The sequence below is a fragment of the Pseudomonas sp. BIGb0558 genome (genome assembly GCF_024807515.1).
In the GTDB taxonomy this organism is placed as follows: Bacteria; Pseudomonadota; Gammaproteobacteria; order Pseudomonadales; family Pseudomonadaceae; genus Aquipseudomonas; species Aquipseudomonas yamanorum_A.
On the sequence record NZ_JANUEW010000001.1, the window covers coordinates 668440 to 684050 of the forward strand.

Below are 15611 nucleotides of genomic sequence, written 5' to 3' on the forward strand. Positions count from 1 at the left end.
GGCATGAGCGAAGAAAATACGAATACGTACGACTCGACCAGCATTAAAGTGCTTAAAGGTTTGGATGCCGTACGCAAACGTCCCGGTATGTACATCGGTGATACCGATGATGGCAGCGGTCTGCACCACATGGTGTTCGAGGTGGTCGATAACTCGATCGACGAAGCTTTGGCCGGTCACTGCGACGACATCAGCATCATCATCCACCCGGACGAATCCATTACCGTACGCGACAACGGTCGCGGCATTCCGGTAGATGTGCATAAAGAAGAAGGCGTTTCGGCGGCAGAGGTCATCATGACCGTGCTCCACGCCGGCGGTAAGTTCGACGATAACTCCTATAAAGTATCCGGCGGTCTGCACGGTGTAGGTGTTTCGGTAGTAAACGCCCTTTCCGAAGAGCTGATCCTGACCGTGCGCCGTAGCGGCAAGATCTGGGAACAGACTTATGTCCACGGTGTTCCACAGGAACCGATGAAAATCGTCGGTGACAGCGAAAGCACCGGTACGCAGATTCACTTCAAGCCTTCGGCTGATACCTTCAAAAACATCCACTTCAGCTGGGATATCCTGGCCAAGCGGATTCGTGAACTGTCCTTCCTCAACTCCGGTGTGGGTATCGTCCTCAAGGACGAGCGCAGCGGCAAGGAAGAGCTGTTCAAGTACGAAGGCGGCCTGCGTGCGTTCGTTGAATACCTGAACACCAACAAGACTGCGGTCAACCAGGTGTTCCACTTCAACATCCAGCGTGAAGACGGCATCGGCGTTGAAATCGCCCTTCAGTGGAACGACAGCTTCAACGAGAACCTGTTGTGCTTCACCAACAACATTCCTCAGCGCGATGGCGGTACTCACCTGGTGGGTTTCCGTTCGGCACTGACGCGTAACCTGAACACCTATATCGAAGCGGAAGGCCTGGCGAAGAAGCACAAAGTCGCCACCACCGGTGACGATGCACGTGAAGGCCTGACTGCGATTATCTCGGTCAAGGTTCCGGACCCGAAGTTCAGCTCCCAAACCAAAGACAAGCTGGTGTCTTCCGAAGTGAAGACCGCGGTTGAACAGGAAATGGGCAAGTACTTCTCCGACTTCCTGCTGGAAAACCCGAACGAAGCCAAGCTGGTCGTCGGCAAGATGATCGATGCGGCGCGGGCTCGTGAAGCGGCGCGTAAAGCCCGTGAGATGACCCGTCGTAAAGGCGCACTGGATATCGCTGGCCTGCCAGGCAAACTGGCTGACTGCCAGGAGAAAGACCCTGCCCTTTCCGAACTGTACTTGGTGGAAGGTGACTCTGCTGGCGGTTCCGCCAAGCAGGGTCGTAACCGTCGCACCCAGGCCATCCTGCCGTTGAAGGGGAAGATCCTCAACGTCGAGAAGGCGCGTTTCGACAAGATGATTTCCTCGCAGGAAGTCGGCACCTTGATCACCGCTTTGGGCTGTGGCATCGGCCGCGATGAGTACAACATCGAGAAGCTGCGCTACCACAACATCATCATCATGACCGATGCTGACGTCGACGGTTCGCACATCCGTACCCTGCTGCTGACGTTCTTCTTCCGTCAGTTGCCGGAGCTGATCGAGCGCGGCTACATCTACATCGCCCAGCCGCCGCTGTACAAAGTGAAAAAGGGCAAGCAAGAGCAATACATCAAAGACGACGACGCCATGGAAGAGTACATGACGCAGTCGGCCCTGGAAGATGCGAGCCTGCACTTGAACGACGAAGCCCCGGGCATCTCCGGTGAAGCGTTGGAGCGCCTGGTAAACGACTTCCGCATGGTGATGAAGACCCTCAAGCGTTTGTCGCGCCTGTACCCTCAGGAGCTGACCGAGCACTTCATCTACCTGCCAGCCGTCACCCTGGAACAGCTGGGCGATCATGCACACATGCAGGATTGGCTGGCCCAGTACGAAGTGCGTCTGCGCACCGTTGAAAAATCTGGCCTGGTGTACAAAGCCAGCCTGCGTGAAGACCGTGAACGTAACGTCTGGCTGCCAGAGGTCGAACTGATCTCCCACGGCCTGTCGAACTACGTCACCTTCAACCGCGACTTCTTCGGCAGCAACGACTACAAGACGGTTGTCACCCTCGGCGCGCAACTGAGCACCCTGCTGGACGACGGTGCCTACATTCAGCGTGGCGAACGCAAGAAAGCCGTCAAAGAGTTCAAGGAAGCCCTGGACTGGCTGATGGCTGAAAGCACCAAGCGTCACACCATTCAGCGATACAAAGGTCTGGGCGAAATGAACCCGGATCAGCTGTGGGAAACCACCATGGACCCAGCTCAGCGTCGCATGTTGCGTGTGACCATCGAAGACGCCATTGGCGCGGACCAGATCTTCAACACCCTGATGGGTGATGCGGTCGAGCCTCGTCGTGACTTCATCGAGAGCAACGCCCTGGCGGTGTCCAACCTGGACTTCTGATCAGGTCGTAGCGCAAAACAAAAAAGGCCAACGCTTAGCGTTGGCCTTTTTTATTGGGTGGAAGACGGGGTTTTATAAATGCTCCACGTGGAACATCTCAATCCTCGGTAGCCGCCGTTACACTCTCCAACCGATATCCATACCCATAAATCGTCAGCAACTGCCAACCCCGATCCGCTGTCAGTCCCAGCTTATTCCGCAGCCTATAAATATGCGTATCCAGCGGCCGTGATGACACCATTTCTTCATGGGTCCAGAACCGCTCATACAGATATTCCCGAGACAGCGGCCGGGCCAGGTTTTCGAACAGGCACCGAGCCAGGCGGTATTCACGTTCCGTCAGGCTGATGGGTTTCCCTGCCCTGCTCACCGTGAGTTCAGCATCATCAAAGGTCAGGTCGTTGAAGGTCAACACTTCACTGGCCGCGGTCTTTTGCAGGCCGTGACGCCGCAGAACGGCGTTCACCCGTGCCTTCAGTTCGTTGGGACGAAACGGCTTGCTGACGTAATCATCCGCGCCACTGTTCAACGCCTGGACAATATCGCTCTCGGCATCGCGGCTGGTGAGCATGATGGCGGCAGGTGGCGCTTCCATGTGCTCGCGGGTCCAGCGCAGCAACGCCAGGCCGCTGAGGTCGGGCAGTTGCCAGTCCAGGATCAGCAGGTCGAAGGTTTCCCGGCGCAGTTGGCGTAGCAGGTCTTCTCCACGCTCGAAGCAGTGCAGGGTCCATGGCTGATCCGCAGCGCTGGGGATTTGTCGCAGTGTCTGTTCCACCCGCCGCAGTTCGGCAGGTTCGTCATCCAGTATTGCGACACGCATGGCAGGGTCCTTTCTTATTGAAGAATGCGGGCGTTGAATCTGAACAATTATGGCCAGATTCTCAGGCCCTCTGAATCTCTCGGTACGCTGATATCAAATGGCCGTAAGCCATTGGAATTCGTCAATACCCAAGCTGGGAAGATACCGGCTCGAGACCTTCAGGAAAAGGATCAATGGCAATCTGGTTTTATGCTGTTTCGAGACGTGAGGCCGTTCTAGAGAAGGTTAGTGTTTGGGGACGACTGGTGTTGGTGGTAGTGGCGGCAACCCTGGGGACGGAAACGGTGGGCGCATCCAAGCCGGTAACACCAGCGCCGTTCGATGAGCGTCAAACCTTGAGTGAGCCCGGTGATGGTATGGGCTTCGCCAGCTCACCGTTTCAGCAGCTCCGCGAACAGCAGCAGACCCAACGCTGGGTATTTTAAGTACCGCCAAATCTGAACAAATGTTGCGAATCGATCCGATGCACCTATGTTGTAGGTAAATTCGCTGTCGCTGGATGACACACGGATTGGGGCGAGGGAAGTGCTCCGACACAGGGACGTGTCATCTTCAGCATGGATCCCACTCCCCAGACATTTCGGCTATCGACCGCGATACCTCATCGAGTATCGTAGACGGTACTCAAGGTCTTCCCGCTGTAAGACGCTTCCTGAACGTGCTTTCTGATGCCCCATTAGAACTAGAATCTTGACGAGCGCCATGACCTTTTTCCCCTGCCGATTCCGCTTTGCCGTTTCTACCCTGTTGGGTTCTGGCTTGATCGTTACGCTTGGCGTAGTGAGTCTGCCGGCCTTGGCACGTCCCGCCCCTCCGCGCGCGCCTTACATTGACGACAACCGGATGTGCCGCGCGCAGCCTCTTCCGGCGGTGGTGCAGCACTTGACGGGTGAAGCCTGGAAACTGGATGCCAAGGGTGTTTCCACTGTCCTGGAAGAAGGCATGCTCATCGATGAACAAGAGAGCGTAAAAACCTCACCGGCGGCGTTTGTCAGCCTGCTGCTGGGGGACGGCTCGCGTATTGTCTTGCCGTCCAGCTCCCAGGTCCGGCTGCATCTGGTCGAAGAACAATCCATCCCCCAGGTCATTCTTGAAGAAGGTCAGGTCGAGGCTTACGTGATCAAGCGTGCCAGCGACTATGACCGTTTCCAGATCATGACCCCGGTGGGCGTCCTGGGTGTACGCGGTACGCATTTCCGTGTGCGCAACGATGGCGAACAATCGCTGGTGGAAGTGCTCAATGGGCAAGTGGCGGTCAATCGTGATGATGCTCCAGCCACCCCGCGTCCCATCAAGAAAAAACCCATTACCGGTCCGGTGGCGGGTGAAGTGAAGGTCGGTGCCCGGCAGGGCCTGGCGTTCAAGAAACAAGGTGAACTCAAACCCGTGGAACTGCTTGATGCACCGCGGCTGGTCGGCCAGGACGGCCAAAAGGGTGACGCGCCTGTCTGGACTCTGTTCCTGCGGCCATTGGCCGGTGCCCAGCGTTACAGGGCTCAGGTCGCGACCGATAAGGAGTTTCTGAATATCAAGCAGGAAAACTTCTCCGATAAGCCACAAATGCGCTTCACTGGGCTGAAAGCATCGTTCTATCACGTTCGCTTGTCGGCCTATGATGAACACGGGCTGGAGGGAGAAACCGGCGTCTATGACATCTTCTATTACCCGCCTGCGACGCGTGTGCAATAGCGCTTCGGAAGCGTGCCGGTGAGGCTGTGGCACAGGGCTGAAAAGCGCCAGCCGACTCAGGCGCAGCGGCTGTTCAATGGGCTGGTGCGCGAATGGCTTTGGGTCAGCCTTTTGCTGTTGCCCATCACGGCGTTTCTGTCGCTGAGCCCAGGTCTGGCCCTCAATAATCTGTTGTATGACAGCCTGCGTCGCCTGGCACCGTTGTCGGTGGATCCCCGCATCCTGCTGGTAACCATTGATGACCGAAGCCTGAAAGAACTCGGCCAGTGGCCGTGGTCCCGGCGCGTACATGCCGACCTTCTGGATAGGCTGACTGCGGCCAAGCCTGCAGGCATTCTGTTTGATGTGATCTTCAGCGAGCCCGCCCGGGAACCGGCCAATGACCTGCGCCTGGCCGAGGCGATGTGCAACGCCGGGACCGTCCTGTTGCCCTTGATCCGTGAAGGCACGCCCCGCTACGGCCAGCCTGTGGCGCAAATCCTGCCTGTGCTGCCGCTGCGTGACTGCGCCAGGAGTGTCGGCCATATCAATGTAGAAGCGGACAGTGACGGTATCGTTCGAAGCCTGTATTTGCGCGAAGGTCCGCCAGGGAATATGACGCCGCAGCTCGCCTGGCTGGCCTTTGAACTGAGCGGCCAGCAATCCGTGATGCCGGGCGCGCCTGGTCCATCGGACAGCGCCAACTGGCAGCGGGAAAATGCCATTCGAATTCCTTTCATTGCAAGTGGCGCCGGCTTCCCCAGCGTGCCGTATACCAGCGTATTACGAGGGGAGGTGCCGCCCGAACTGCTGCGTGGCCGCCTGATTTTGATCGGCGCTACTGCACCGGGCATGGGCGACCGTTATGTCACGCCGCTGTCGGCCAGCGTCGGTACCACGCCGGGCGTGGAGATCCAGGCAAACATCCTCAATGGCTTGCTGCAAGGGCGCAGCATCGTCGATCTGCCCGTGTGGATGACGACGCTGCTGGCCACCGCGATGGTCGCCTTGCTATTGGGCCTTCTGCTACTTCGCCCGCGTTATGCCCTGTGGCTGACCCTCGGTTGCATGGGCGCCGCGCTTCTCGGTTCATGGGGCCTGTTGCGCCTGGGCCATTGGTGGTCGCCGGCGGCGAGCCTGATTGGCATGCTACTCAGCTACCTGATCTGGAACTGGCGGCGCCTGAGCGTGATCCTGGCCTACTTCGGCTGGGAACTGGCACGCCTGGACAACGAGCCCAAAGTACTCCCTGAGCGCCGCCGGGCGCCCGCCAGCCAGGGCGATGTATTGCAGGGACGAATCTTCGCCCTTGAACAGGCGGTCAGCCGTACTCGGGACACTCGACGCTTTATGGCCGATGGCCTGGAGTGTTTGCCTGTAGCGACTTTGATTACCGACCCCAAGGGCAATATCCTGCTGGCCAACCGGATCGCCCGTGATGTGTTCGGCAACGAACTGGCGGCTGAAAACCTGTTGGAACAGCTCGCCGCTTTGGGTTATCCACCGCTGCAGGGCGGCTTTCGCCCTGCCCTGGCGGCGCTGGAAATCATCGAGTTTCGTGACACCCTGAATCGCAGCCTGCGCCTCGACCTGGCCCCACTGCTACCCGCAGACGGTGACGTGGCCCTCGGCTGGCTGCTGAGCCTCACAGACCTGAGTATCGAGCGCGACGCCCAGCAGCAGCGGGAAACCTTGCTGCGCTTTCTGTCCCACGACTTGCGTGCGCCGCATTCGGCGATCCTCGCCTTGTTGGATGTCCAGGACAGCGCCGAGCCGATATTTGCCCAGATCGAACAACAGGTCCGCCGTGCCCTCAACCTGACCGAATCATTCGTGCAACTGGCGAAAGCTGAATCTGACGGTTATCAGTTCCAGCCCAGCCTGTTCGCCATGCTGGTGCTGGATGCATTTGATCAAGTCGCGGTGCACGCGCAGTTGAAAGGTATACAGCTGGTTCACGACCTGGATGAAGACGGCGACGAGATGGTCTGGGCGGATCAATCGCTGCTCACCCGTGCCTTGTTCAATTTGTTGGAAAACGCTGTCAAATACAGCCCGTCTGGAACGAGGGTAACCTTGAGCTTGAATTGCTCGGACCAAGGGCTGAGATGCCGGATCAGCGATCAAGGCCCAGGTATTGCCCCTGAAGATTTGCCCGATTTGTTCATTCAATATCGGCGCTTTGATTCAGTGAAGGATGTGGAGGGTTTAGGATTGGGGCTGACGATGGTCAAGGCTGTAGTTGACCGACATCAAGGTCGGATCTTTTGTGAGAGCTTTGTCGGTAAAGGCACGACGTTCACACTCCTGTTTCCATTGTTAGAAGGGAAAGAATGGAACTGATCATGAGGTCTTCGCCACCCAAGTGCTCTGAAATGTCTTGGAGTAACTCATGAACGGTCCACATCTGTCGCTTTCTTCGCCTGCCCTTAATGCGCCGACTAACGTTGATACGCAGCAACCTCAACCACTGTCTCAACCGGTAATAAGCAACCAGGATCAGGCCCGGGGATTTGTGGCTGCCCTTGACCTCCGTTACAAAGATCAATTTTCCGGTGCGCTTGGGGATCTGGCGGCTAAAGTCAGCAATGGGAGCCTCGACGATGACAGTTTTCTAATGCTCACGCGGGCGATGGTTGATGCCAGTCAGAATGCGCTGTCTCGGTAAGAGCTTGCTGGTTTGCAGATCGCTTTGAAAAAAGCCATAAAAAAGCCCCATATCACAGATGTGGGGCTTTTTTTTATGACTTTAAATCGTCTCTGAGCGAGGCTGGGAAAAACTTATGCACCTTTTCCGCTGTTTTATGAGCTTGAGAAATATGTAATTAAATCAGCAGCCTATAAGCTAAAAAGCTCAATTCGCCAACAAACCGTACACAGGTTATCCACAGAAACTCAAATCACCGGCGTGTCGACCACGACCGGCTCCGGCGGCAGTGAACCCATGGCCCGTTGTTGCGCTTCATTCCATGCCTGGGCACGGTCGTTCAGCGCTGCAATCGCCCGTGGGCCTTCGCCTTCGGCATACATCGGTTCGCCAATGATCACGGTGATGGTGCCTTCCCGCTTGGCCCAGCCCGTCTTTGGCCAGAACTTGCCGGCGTTGTGGGCAATCGGCAGCACCGGCAGGCCGGCGTTCACCGCCAAAGCTGTACCGCCGCGTGAGAACTTGCCCACAGTGCCGTAGGGCACCCGCGTACCTTCCGGAAAGATCAGTACCCAAACCCCGTCCTTGAGCAACTCGTCGCCCTTCTTCGCCACGTGCTTGAGTGCGGCCTTGGGGTTGTCGCGGTCGATGGCGATCGGTCGCAGCATGGCCATGGCCCAGCCAAAGAACGGCACGTACAGCAGCTCCCGCTTGAGCACCTGGCTCAGGGGCGAGAAGTACGCAGACAGGAAGAAGGTTTCCCAGGTGCTCTGGTGGTTCGACAGAATCACGCAAGGCTGGTCCGGGACGTTTTCGGCGCCCTTGATCTCGAAACGAATGTTCAGGAACACCTTGGTCAACCACAACGCGCAGTTACACCAAAAGACGTTGATGAAACGATAGCGCGCCTTGAACGGCAGAAAAGGCGCGATAAAAAAGCTCAGGGTGCACCACAGAAAGGAACTGGTGCCCAGCAGCAGGTAAAAGAAGAAGGTTCTGATGGCCTGCAAAATCGACATGGCGGCATTTACCGTTGCGGGACAACGCCCGCCTGTTAAAAGCGCGCTCCCGAACAGTCCTTGGTCAGGAAGTCAGAAGGGCTGCTAGTTGTTGATAAGTTCTGCGGCAACCGCCGCCAGATCGTCAAAAATCAAGGTACCTACCGGCAGGGTTTTAGCCTGGGTCTTTTCGCCTTTCCCGGTTTTTACCAAAACTGGCTGAGAGTCGACGGCTTTGGCGGCTTCCAGGTCACCGAGGCTGTCCCCGACAAACCATAGACCCGCCAACGGCACGTTGTAATGTTCAGCAATAGTTTTAAGCATACCCGGTTTGGGCTTGCGGCAATCGCAGCCTTCGTCCGGGCCGTGGGGGCAATACACCACCAGCCCTACTTCACCGCCCTGCTCGGCCACCAGCGTGCGCAGGCGCGCGTGCATGGCGTCGAGGGTGGCGATGTCGTAGTAGCCGCGGGCGATGCCGGACTGGTTGGTGGCGATGGCCACCGTCCAGCCCGCTTTGCTCAACTGCGCGATGGCCTCGATCGAGCCGGGCAGTGGAATCCATTCCGCCACCGATTTGATGTAAGCGTCGGAGTCGTAATTGATCACTCCGTCCCGATCGAGAATCAGCAGTTTCAACATGATCAGCCCAGTACGGAAATGTCAGCGATATTGATGAACAGGCCACGCAGACGCGCCAGCATGGCGTAGCGGTTTTTCCGCACACCTGCGTCTTCGGCATTGATCATCACCGCTTCGAAGAACGCATCCACCGGCTCACGCAAAGTCGCGAGACGCGCCAGTGCTTCGGCGTAGTTGCGCTCGGCGATCAGCGGCTTCACTGCATTTTCTGCCTTGGCGATGGCCGAGTTCAGCGAGAACTCCTTGGCATCGGCGAACAGGCCCGGGTCGACTTCGGCATTGCCGAGGTTGTCGGCCTTGCTCAGCAGGTTCGACACACGCTTGTTCACGGCGGCCAGGGCATCGGCTTCCGGCAACTTGCGGAAGGCTTGTACGGCCTGCACGCGTTGGTCGAAGTCCAGCGCCGAACCCGGTTGCAGGGCACGCACCGACAGGTAGACCGAAACGTCCACGCCTTCGTCTTCGTAACGCGCACGCAGGCGGTCGAACACGAACTCCAGCACTTGCTCGGCCAGGCCGGCTTGCTTGACCTTGGCACCGAACTGGCCGACAGCAAACACCACGGCCTGGGTCAGGTCGAGGTCGAGCTTCTTGTCGATCAGGATGCGCAGCACGCCCAGGGCTGCACGGCGCAGGGCATACGGGTCTTTGCTGCCGGTAGGCAACATGCCGATACCGAAGATACCGACGAGGGTATCCAGCTTGTCAGCGATGGCCACGGCCGCACCGGTGAGGGTGGTCGGCAGCTCGGCGCCAGCGCCGCGCGGCATGTACTGTTCGTTCAGCGCCAGGGCGACGTCGTCCGGCTCGCCGTCATTGAGGGCGTAGTAGTAACCGGCAACACCTTGCATTTCCGGGAACTCGCCGACCATCTCGGTGGCCAGGTCGCACTTGGACAGCAGGCCGGCACGCGCAGCCCAGGCCGCGTCGCCACCAATGCGTGGCGCAATGTAGGCCGCCAGCTTGGAAACCCGCACCGCCTTGTCGTAGACGCTGCCGAGTTTTTCCTGGAACACCACGTTTTGCAGGCGCAGGTTGAAGTCTTCGAGCTTCTGCTTCTTGTCTTGCTTGAAGAAGAACTCGGCGTCGGTCAGGCGCGGGCGAACGACTTTTTCGTTACCGGCGATGATCTGCTGCGGGTCCTTGCTTTCGATGTTGGCCACGGTGATGAAGCGCGGCAGCAACTTGCCGTCCACGTCCAGCAGGCAGAAATACTTCTGGTTGTCCTGCATGGTGGTGATCAGCGCTTCTTGCGGCACGTCGAGGAAACGTTCCTCGAATGAGCACACCAGCGGCACTGGCCATTCAACCAAAGCGGTCACTTCGTCCAGCAGGCTTGGCGGCACGATGGCGGTGCCTTCCTGCAGGCGGGCCAGCTCTTCGGTGCGCTTGCTGATCAGCTCGCGACGCTCATTGGCGTCCGCCAGCACGTAGGCGGCACGCAGGTCAGTGGCGTAGTTGGCCGGCGAGGTGATGCGCACGGCTTCAGGATGGTGGAAGCGATGACCACGGGAATCACGGCCTGCCTTCTGGGCGAGGATGGTGCAGTCGATGACCTGGTCACCGAGCAGCATCACCAGCCATTGGGTCGGACGCACGAACTCTTCCTTGCGCGCACCCCAGCGCATGCGCTTGGGGATAGGCAGGTCGTTCAGGGAGTCTTCGACGATGGTCGGCAACAGGCTGGCGGTCGGCTTGCCGGTGATCACCTGGCTGAAACGCAGTTTCGGACCGCTCTGGTCGATTTCGCTGAGCTCAACACCACACTTCTTGGCGAAACCCAGGGCGGCTTGAGTCGGGTTGCCTTCAGCATCGAAGGCGGCCTGGCGTGGCGGGCCGTCGAGGTTGATGCTGCGGTCCGGCTGCTGGGTTTCCAGTGCGGTGAGCAACACAGCCAGGCGGCGCGGCGCGGCGTAGACCTTCTTTGCGGCGAACTTCAGGCCAGCGGTCTGCAGGCCTTTTTCGATACCGGCCAGGAACGCATCGGCCAGGGTGTTCAGTGCCTTGGGTGGCAGCTCTTCGGTGCCCAGTTCAACCAGGAAATCTTGAGCACTCATTGTGCAGCCTCCAGCTTAGCCAACACTTCATCACGCAGGTCCGGGGTTGCCATCGGGAAGCCCAGCTTGGCGCGAGCCAGCAGGTAGGCTTGGGCGACGGAACGCGCCAGGGTGCGTACACGCAGGATGTATTGCTGGCGCGCGGTTACCGAGATGGCACGGCGGGCGTCCAGCAGGTTGAAGGTGTGGGATGCCTTCAGAACCATTTCATAGCTCGGCAACGGCAGCGGCTGATCCAGTTCGATCAGGCGCTTGGCTTCGCTTTCATAGAAGTCGAACAGTTCGAACAGCTTCTCGACGTTGGCGTGTTCGAAGTTGTAGGTCGACTGCTCCACTTCGTTCTGGTGGAACACGTCGCCATAGGTGACCTTGCCGAACGGGCCGTCAGCCCACACCAGGTCGTAGACCGAATCCACGCCTTGCAGGTACATGGCCAGGCGCTCGAGACCGTAGGTGATCTCGCCGGTCACCGGGTAGCACTCGATGCCGCCGGCTTGCTGGAAGTAAGTGAACTGCGTCACTTCCATGCCGTTGAGCCAGACTTCCCAGCCCAGGCCCCAGGCGCCGAGGGTTGGCGATTCCCAGTTGTCTTCGACGAAACGGATGTCGTGGACCAGCGGGTCCAGGCCGACGTGTTTCAGCGAGCCGAGGTACAGCTCCTGGAAGTTGTCCGGGTTCGGCTTCAACACCACCTGGAACTGGTAGTAGTGCTGCAGGCGGTTCGGGTTTTCGCCGTAGCGGCCGTCAGTCGGGCGACGACTGGGCTGCACATAAGCGGCGTTCCAGGTTTCCGGGCCGATGGCCCGCAGGAAGGTAGCGGTGTGGAAAGTGCCGGCGCCTACTTCCATATCGTAGGGCTGAAGTACCACACAACCTTGCTCGGCCCAGTATTGCTGGAGGGCGAGGATCAAGTCTTGGAAGGTACGCACGGCTGGCGTAGGCTGGCTCACGAAATTCACCTGTTACTTGGGCTGCGATTTAAAGAGCGGGAGTATACCCGATTCGGCCGCGCCACCATCCCCTGGAGCCTTATGCCACGCTGCTTTTGGTGTTCTGAAGATCCGCTGTACATGGCTTATCACGATCAGGAGTGGGGAACGCCGCTGCGCGATGCGCAGGGACTGTTCGAGTTGCTTTTGCTCGAAGGGTTCCAGGCGGGCCTGTCCTGGATCACCGTTTTACGCAAACGCGAGCATTATCGAAAGGTCTTGTTCGGTTTTGATGCGCAACGTCTGGCTCAACTGAGCGATGCCGAAATAGAGGCGCTGATGCTCGATCCGGGCATCGTGCGTAACCGCCTGAAACTCAATGCCACCCGGCGCAATGCCGCCGCCTGGCTGGCGCTGAAGGACCCAGTGGAGTTTCTGTGGTCGTTTGTGGGCGGTGTGCCCAAGGTCAATCATTTCAAGGATCGCAGCCAGGTCCCGGCGATTACACCGGAGGCTGAAGCCATGAGCAAAGCCCTGAAAAAAGCCGGCTTCACGTTCGTCGGGCCAACCATCTGCTACGCGTTCATGCAGGCCTCGGGCATGGTCATGGACCACACTCAGGACTGCGACCGTTACGCGGACCTCGCCAACGCCGGTTAGAATGGCGGCTTTGCGCACCACACACGATCAGGAGTGACCTGTGGAAAAGTTTAAAGGCGCCTTGCTGGTAGGCGCTCTTCGGTTGTTTGCCCTGCTGCCTTGGCGCGCGGTGCAAGCGGTCGGTTCGGCAATTGGCTGGATCATGTGGAAAACCCCCAACCGCTCCCGCGAGACGGTGCGGATCAACCTGTCCAAATGCTTCCCGGACATGGACCCGGCCGAGCGCGAGCGCCTGGTGGGCCGTAGCCTGATGGACATCGGCAAATCCCTGACCGAAAGCGCCTGTGCGTGGATCTGGCCGGCCCAGCGCTCCATCGACCTGGTGCGTGAGGTCGAAGGCCTGGAAGTGCTGCACGAAGCCCTGGCCTCGGGCAAAGGCGTGGTGGGTATCACCAGCCACCTGGGCAACTGGGAAGTGTTGAACCACTTCTATTGCAGCCAGTGCAAACCGATCATTTTCTACCGCCCGCCCAAGCTCAAGGCGGTGGATGATTTGCTGCGCAAACAGCGGGTGCAACTGGGCAACCGCGTGGCGGCTTCCACCAAGGAAGGCATCCTGAGTGTGATCAAGGAGGTGCGTAAAGGCGGCCAGGTGGGAATTCCTGCCGACCCGGAGCCGGCGGAATCCGCCGGGATCTTCGTACCGTTCTTCGCCACCCAAGCGCTGACCAGCAAGTTCGTGCCGAACATGCTGGCGGGGCACAAGGCGGTCGGGGTGTTCCTGCATGCCCTGCGGCTGCCGGATGGCTCGGGCTACAAAGTGATCCTGGAAGCGGCGCCGGAAGACATGTACAGCACCGACACCGCGACGTCGTGTGCAGCGATGAGCAAGGTGGTGGAGCGGTATGTGGGGGCTTACCCGAGCCAGTACATGTGGAGCATGAAGCGCTTCAAGAAACGCCCGCCGGGTGAGGCGCGGTGGTACTGATGTACGTCGATCTGTAGACCCATGCAGATCTAGTGTAGGAGCTGGCTTGCCTGCGATGGCATCACCTCGGTGTAACTGAAAGACCGAGTTGCCTGCATCGCAGGCAAGCCAGCTCCCACAGGAGTCTCTCTCAGGCCTGGCGGTCGAGTTTCTTCAGGAACACCGTCATCTCTTTTTCGGCCTGTTTGTCGCCATGAGCCTGGGCCGCTTCTATGCCCTTCTCCCAAGCGTGTCGTGCGCCGACGTTGTCACCCTGTCCCAACTGCGCCTTGCCCAACAGCTTCCACGCCGCCGAATACTTCGGATCGAACTCGACGCATTTCTGCAAATGCTCCGCTGCCTTGGCGTTGTCCTTCAGATCCAGATAACCCTTGCCCAAACCAAACCGCAGCAGTGAGTTATCCACACCCTTGGCGAGCATTTTTTCCAGGGATTCGAGCATGTCGGTCACTCCGTTTGATCAGAAAAAGCTCAGGCCCACGTGGAACAGCTTCTCCACATCGCGGATATGTTTTTTATCCACAAGGAACAGAATCACGTGGTCGCCCGTGGCGATTACCGTGTCGTCGTGGGCGATGATCACTTCTTCATCACGAATGATTGCACCAATGGTGGTGCCCGGCGGCAGACCGATATCGCGGATCGCCTTGCCAATCACCTTGCTCGACTTCGAATCACCGTGGGCGATCGCCTCGATGGCTTCCGCCGCGCCCCGGCGCAACGAGTGCACGCTGACGATATCGCCACGCCGCACGTGGGCCAGCAAGGTGCCGATGGTCGCCAGTTGCGGGCTGATGGCGATGTCGATATCGCCACCCTGGATCAGGTCGACGTAGGCCGGGTTGTTGATGATGGTCATCACCTTCTTCGCCCCCAGCCGCTTGGCCAGCAACGACGACATGATGTTGGCTTCGTCATCGTTGGTCAGTGCCAGGAAGATGTCGGCGTCGGCGATGTTTTCTTCCAGCAGCAGGTCACGGTCCGAGGCGCTGCCTTGCAGGACCACCGTACTGTCGAGGGTGTCGGACAAGTACCGGCAGCGTGCCGGATTCATCTCGATGATCTTCACCTGATAGCGGCTCTCGATGGCCTCGGCCAGGCGCTCACCGATCTGCCCGCCGCCGGCGATGACGATGCGTTTGTAGGTTTCATCCAGACGGCGCATTTCGCTCATCACCGCGCGAATATTCGCTTTTGCAGCGATGAAAAATACCTCATCGTCAGCCTCGATCACCGTATCGCCCTGGGGCAAAATCGGCCGGTCGCGACGGAAGATCGCTGCCACCCGCGTCTCGACGTTGGGCATGTGCTCGCGCAGCTGGCGCAGTTGCTGGCCCACAAGCGGCCCGCCGTAGTAGGCCTTGACCGCCACCAGCTGCGCCTTGCCTTCGGCGAAGTCGATCACCTGCAAGGCGCCCGGGTGTTCGATCAGGCGCTTGATGTAGTGGGTCACCACCTGTTCCGGGCTGATCAGCACGTCGACCGGGATCGCGTCGTTGTCGAACAGTCCGGCACGGGTCAGGTACGCCGCCTCACGCACCCGGGCGATTTTGGTCGGGGTGTGGAACAGGGTATGGGCGACCTGACAGGCGACCATGTTGGTCTCGTCACTGTTGGTGACCGCCACCAGCATGTCGGCATCGTCGGCGCCGGCTTGGCGCAGCACCGTAGGAAACGAGGCGCGGCCTTGTACGGTACGGATGTCCAGGCGGTCGCCTAAATCCCGCAGGCGCTCCGCGTCGGTGTCGACCACGGTGATGTCGTTGGCTTCGCTGGCCAAATGCTCGGCCAGCGTACCGCCAACCTGCCCTGCGCCGAGGATGATGATTTTCATC

Annotated in this window: 14 protein-coding genes; 7 read left to right on the top strand and 7 right to left on the bottom strand. The window is 59.0% G+C overall.

Going from position 1 to position 15611, the window contains the following annotated elements; translation table 11 throughout:
* Nucleotides 1–3 precede the first annotated feature (3 nt).
* A complete protein-coding gene (gene gyrB / locus M2400_RS03080) occupies nucleotides 4–2427 on the top strand; it encodes a DNA topoisomerase (ATP-hydrolyzing) subunit B (protein ID WP_177043609.1) in 2424 nt (807 codons plus the stop codon).
* A 97-nt stretch (nucleotides 2428–2524) separates the two neighbouring features.
* Here the strand turns inward: gyrB and M2400_RS03085 are convergent, their stop codons facing one another.
* Nucleotides 2525–3247, bottom strand: a complete 723-nt coding sequence (locus M2400_RS03085; RefSeq protein ID WP_259198930.1) for a response regulator transcription factor — start codon at nucleotides 3245–3247, stop codon at nucleotides 2525–2527.
* Nucleotides 3248–3420: 173 nt separating this feature from the next.
* On the opposite strand from M2400_RS03085, the gene M2400_RS03090 reads away from it, so the two are divergent.
* The 4 genes from M2400_RS03090 to M2400_RS03105 all read left to right on the top strand — a co-directional run bounded on the left by M2400_RS03090 (nucleotide 3421) and on the right by M2400_RS03105 (nucleotide 7583).
* Nucleotides 3421–3672 carry a hypothetical protein gene (locus M2400_RS03090; RefSeq protein WP_177043607.1) on the top strand — a complete coding sequence of 84 codons (252 nt, stop codon included), beginning with the start codon at nucleotides 3421–3423 and terminating at the stop codon, nucleotides 3670–3672.
* 277 nt (nucleotides 3673–3949) lie between these two features.
* Nucleotides 3950–4936, top strand: coding sequence for a FecR domain-containing protein (locus tag M2400_RS03095; RefSeq protein WP_256348098.1), 987 nt, complete (start codon nucleotides 3950–3952; stop codon nucleotides 4934–4936).
* 18 nt (nucleotides 4937–4954) lie between these two features.
* On the top strand, nucleotides 4955–7258 hold the full coding sequence (locus tag M2400_RS03100) for a CHASE2 domain-containing protein (RefSeq protein WP_259198929.1): 2304 nt from the start codon (nucleotides 4955–4957) through the stop codon (nucleotides 7256–7258).
* 49 nt (nucleotides 7259–7307) lie between these two features.
* Nucleotides 7308–7583, top strand: a complete 276-nt coding sequence (locus M2400_RS03105; RefSeq protein WP_259198928.1) for a hypothetical protein — start codon at nucleotides 7308–7310, stop codon at nucleotides 7581–7583.
* A gap of 227 nt (nucleotides 7584–7810) precedes the next feature.
* Here the strand turns inward: M2400_RS03105 and M2400_RS03110 are convergent, their stop codons facing one another.
* The 4 genes from M2400_RS03110 to glyQ all read right to left on the bottom strand — a co-directional run bounded on the left by M2400_RS03110 (nucleotide 7811) and on the right by glyQ (nucleotide 12209).
* On the bottom strand, nucleotides 7811–8581 hold the full coding sequence (locus tag M2400_RS03110) for a 1-acyl-sn-glycerol-3-phosphate acyltransferase (RefSeq protein ID WP_003213596.1): 771 nt from the start codon (nucleotides 8579–8581) through the stop codon (nucleotides 7811–7813).
* An 84-nt stretch (nucleotides 8582–8665) separates the two neighbouring features.
* Nucleotides 8666–9205, bottom strand: a complete 540-nt coding sequence (gene gmhB, locus M2400_RS03115) for a D-glycero-beta-D-manno-heptose 1,7-bisphosphate 7-phosphatase (RefSeq protein ID WP_177043878.1) — start codon at nucleotides 9203–9205, stop codon at nucleotides 8666–8668.
* Entirely contained in the window at nucleotides 9205–11259 is a 2055-nt protein-coding gene (gene glyS, locus M2400_RS03120) for a glycine--tRNA ligase subunit beta (RefSeq protein WP_177043603.1), read from the bottom strand. The genes gmhB and glyS overlap by 1 nt, the downstream gene beginning before the upstream one ends.
* Nucleotides 11256–12209 carry a glycine--tRNA ligase subunit alpha gene (gene glyQ / locus M2400_RS03125; protein WP_003213601.1) on the bottom strand — a complete coding sequence of 318 codons (954 nt, stop codon included), beginning with the start codon at nucleotides 12207–12209 and terminating at the stop codon, nucleotides 11256–11258. Before glyQ ends, glyS begins: the two co-directional genes overlap by 4 nt.
* Nucleotides 12210–12290: 81 nt before the next feature.
* Here glyQ and M2400_RS03130 point away from each other — a divergent pair, with 81 nt between their 5' ends.
* Both M2400_RS03130 and M2400_RS03135 read left to right on the top strand, forming a co-directional pair.
* On the top strand, nucleotides 12291–12848 hold the full coding sequence (locus M2400_RS03130) for a DNA-3-methyladenine glycosylase I (RefSeq protein WP_259198927.1): 558 nt from the start codon (nucleotides 12291–12293) through the stop codon (nucleotides 12846–12848).
* 40 nt (nucleotides 12849–12888) lie between these two features.
* A complete protein-coding gene (locus M2400_RS03135) occupies nucleotides 12889–13776 on the top strand; it encodes a lysophospholipid acyltransferase (protein WP_003213605.1) in 888 nt (295 codons plus the stop codon).
* Nucleotides 13777–13906: 130 nt separating this feature from the next.
* Here M2400_RS03135 and M2400_RS03140 read toward each other — a convergent pair whose 3' ends face one another.
* On the bottom strand, nucleotides 13907–14218 hold the full coding sequence (locus tag M2400_RS03140; protein ID WP_259198926.1) for a lipopolysaccharide assembly protein LapB: 312 nt from the start codon (nucleotides 14216–14218) through the stop codon (nucleotides 13907–13909).
* Nucleotides 14219–14236: 18 nt separating this feature from the next.
* Nucleotides 14237–15610 carry a Trk system potassium transporter TrkA gene (gene trkA, locus M2400_RS03145; RefSeq protein WP_003213611.1) on the bottom strand — a complete coding sequence of 458 codons (1374 nt, stop codon included), beginning with the start codon at nucleotides 15608–15610 and terminating at the stop codon, nucleotides 14237–14239.
* Between the last annotated feature and the right edge of the window lies 1 nt (nucleotide 15611).

What these genes read in the sequence shown, in the direction of transcription:
- gyrB (WP_177043609.1), top strand. Translation starts at nt 4, where the DNA reads ATGAGCGAAGAAAATACGAATACGTACGACTCGACCAGCATTAAAGTG.
- M2400_RS03085 (WP_259198930.1), bottom strand. Translation starts at nt 3,247, where the DNA reads ATGCGTGTCGCAATACTGGATGACGAACCTGCCGAACTGCGGCGGGTG.
- trkA (WP_003213611.1), bottom strand. Translation starts at nt 15,610, where the DNA reads ATGAAAATCATCATCCTCGGCGCAGGGCAGGTTGGCGGTACGCTGGCC.
- M2400_RS03130 (WP_259198927.1), top strand. Translation starts at nt 12,291, where the DNA reads ATGCCACGCTGCTTTTGGTGTTCTGAAGATCCGCTGTACATGGCTTAT.
- M2400_RS03110 (WP_003213596.1), bottom strand. Translation starts at nt 8,581, where the DNA reads ATGTCGATTTTGCAGGCCATCAGAACCTTCTTCTTTTACCTGCTGCTG.
- M2400_RS03095 (WP_256348098.1), top strand. Translation starts at nt 3,950, where the DNA reads ATGACCTTTTTCCCCTGCCGATTCCGCTTTGCCGTTTCTACCCTGTTG.
- M2400_RS03140 (WP_259198926.1), bottom strand. Translation starts at nt 14,218, where the DNA reads ATGCTCGAATCCCTGGAAAAAATGCTCGCCAAGGGTGTGGATAACTCA.
- glyS (WP_177043603.1), bottom strand. Translation starts at nt 11,259, where the DNA reads ATGAGTGCTCAAGATTTCCTGGTTGAACTGGGCACCGAAGAGCTGCCA.
- M2400_RS03090 (WP_177043607.1), top strand. Translation starts at nt 3,421, where the DNA reads ATGGCAATCTGGTTTTATGCTGTTTCGAGACGTGAGGCCGTTCTAGAG.
- M2400_RS03105 (WP_259198928.1), top strand. Translation starts at nt 7,308, where the DNA reads ATGAACGGTCCACATCTGTCGCTTTCTTCGCCTGCCCTTAATGCGCCG.